The sequence below is a fragment of the Streptomyces sp. 13-12-16 genome, from assembly GCF_002114215.1.
Classification (GTDB): domain Bacteria; phylum Actinomycetota; class Actinomycetes; order Streptomycetales; family Streptomycetaceae; genus Streptomyces.
Genome location: NZ_NCTE01000812.1, coordinates 1 through 2,174, shown reverse-complemented (window position 1 = coordinate 2,174; position 2,174 = coordinate 1). Strand labels below are relative to the sequence as shown.

Annotated in this window: 1 protein-coding gene and 1 pseudogene; both read left to right on the top strand. The window is 74.9% G+C overall.

Annotated elements, in window-relative coordinates:
- Positions 1-971 (top strand): annotated as a pseudogene (locus tag B7767_RS29505) (metallophosphoesterase); the annotation flags it as partial.
- A gap of 140 nt (positions 972-1,111) precedes the next feature.
- The gene (locus tag B7767_RS29500; protein WP_085574823.1) at positions 1,112-1,942 is read left to right on the top strand and encodes an aldo/keto reductase; all 831 of its coding nucleotides are present in this window, start codon (positions 1,112-1,114) and stop codon (positions 1,940-1,942) included.
- Positions 1,943-2,174 lie beyond the last annotated feature (232 nt).

The window sequence follows — 2,174 nt, the reverse complement described above, 5'->3', positions numbered from 1 at the left end:
CCGGTCCCCGGCCGCGCCCGCTCACCCGCGCCTGGCTGCGCTCCCTGCTGTGGCACCGGCCGCGCGCCGGGGACGGCGGGCGCCTGGAGGAGGCGCGCACGATGCGGTCCGCGCCCGCCCAGCGGGCGGTGCAGCCGGGACCGTACTGGGCGATCGACGCCGGGCCGGTGCGGATCGTCGGCATCGACACGGGGCTGCTGGGCACGGTCGACGCCGAGCAGGGCGCGTGGCTGCGCGAGGTCTCCCGCGGCCCACGCCCGAAGATCCTCGTCACGGGCTCGCCCCTGTACGTGGACGGCGAGCACCACCCGTGCCCGATCGAGGGCGGCGGCACCGTCGACGACATCGTCCGCGACCCCGGCCACCACTACGTGGCCGCGATAGGCGGCGACATCCACAACTACCAGCGCTACCCGGTACGGCTGGACGACGGCCGCACCCTGCAGTACGTGGTGGCGGGCGGCGGCGGGGCGTTCACGCACGCCACCCACACCATCCCCCGGGTGGACGTCGCCGGTGTCACCGAGCGGGACTTCCGCTGCTATCCGCTGCGCGGCGACTCCCTCGCCTTCTACAGCGGGCTCTACGGGCGCCGGCTGCGGCTGCGCCGCTTCTTCACCCTCACCGACGCCGAGGCGATGGCCGTGATCGCCGAACGCCTCGGCATCGGACCCACCCGTGCGCCCGGCGCGCCGGCCCGGGTCACCCGTCGGACGCGCCTGGTCGCCGGGCTGCTCGGCACCGGCCGCCGGCCCGACCGGGGCAAGCGGCTGCGGCTGCCCGTGCGCAAGGCCTACGCGTCGCTGTTCTCACCGGGTTCGGCCACCTACAGCCCGCCGTTCTTCAAGTGCTTCCTGCGGCTGGACGTGAGCCCGGAGGCGATCCGGCTGCGCTGTCACGCGGCCACCGGCCACCGCGCGCAGGAGGTCTCCCCGCCGGTCGAGGACGAGGTGACCATCCCCCTCGGGTGAGCCACCGGCGGCCGGGGGCGGTACCCGCGAGGACCGGCCGTCCACGTCGTCCGCACCGGTCTCCCCGGCCCTCCGGTTGATCATCGGCCCCCTCGTCCCCGACGCTGGGAGGACGACACTGTCAACGGGAAGGCACCCTGGTGAGCAGCATCCCGAACCACACCCTCAACGACGGCACCACGATCCCCGCCCTGGGCCTGGGCACCTGGCCGATGGACGACGCCGAGGCGGAGCGGGCGGTGGCCGAGGCCCTGCGGATGGGCTACCGCCTCGTCGACACGGCGGCCAACTACCGCAACGAGACCGGTGTCGGCCGTGCCGTGGCCCGGGCCGGCGTCCCGCGCGAGGAGGTCGTCGTGACGACGAAGCTCCCGGGCCGGCACCACGGCTACGAGGAGACCCTCGCCTCCTTCGAGGAGTCCCGCGCCCGGCTCGGCCTGGAGTACGTCGACCTCTACCTGATCCACTGGCCGCTCCCCCGCGTCGACAAGTACGTCGACTCCTGGAAGGCCATGGTCAAGCTGCGCCAGGACGGGCTCGTCCGGTCCATCGGCGTCTCCAACTTCACGCCCGCCCACATCGAGCGGCTGGAGAAGGAGACCGGGGTGCTGCCCTCGGTCAACCAGGTCGAACTGCACCCCTTCTTCCCGCAGGAGGAACTGCGCGCGTACCACGCCGACAAGGGCGTGCTGACCGAGAGCTGGAGCCCGCTCGGCCGTGGCTCGACGCTCCTGGACGACCTGGCCGTGGCCGCCGTCGCCGAGGCGCACGGGGTCACCCCGGCCCAGGCGGTACTGCGCTGGCACGTCCAGCTGGGCGCGCTCCCCGTCCCCAAGTCGTCCGACCCTGGGCGGCAGCGCGCGAACCTCGACGTCTTCGGCTTCGAACTGGACGCCGCCCAGATGCGGACCATCGCCGACCGCGCGCACCGGCGGATCGGCGGGGACCCGGAGGCGCACGAGGAGTTCTGACCGGGCACCCCGACGCACGGGAGGGACCGGGCGGCTCGCCCTGCCCACGGAGAGGACCGTCCGCCGGCGCACGGGGAGTTTGGGGGTGGGCCCGCGCGGCGGGTACGGCGGCGGCACGGTCCTCGTCCGGGACCACGGCACGCGCGGACCGCTCGGCCGCGCCGTGTTCCGGCTGCACGGCGAGTGCGCCCCCACCCGCTTCCGCGGCACGGACGACGCCGGCGGCGGCACG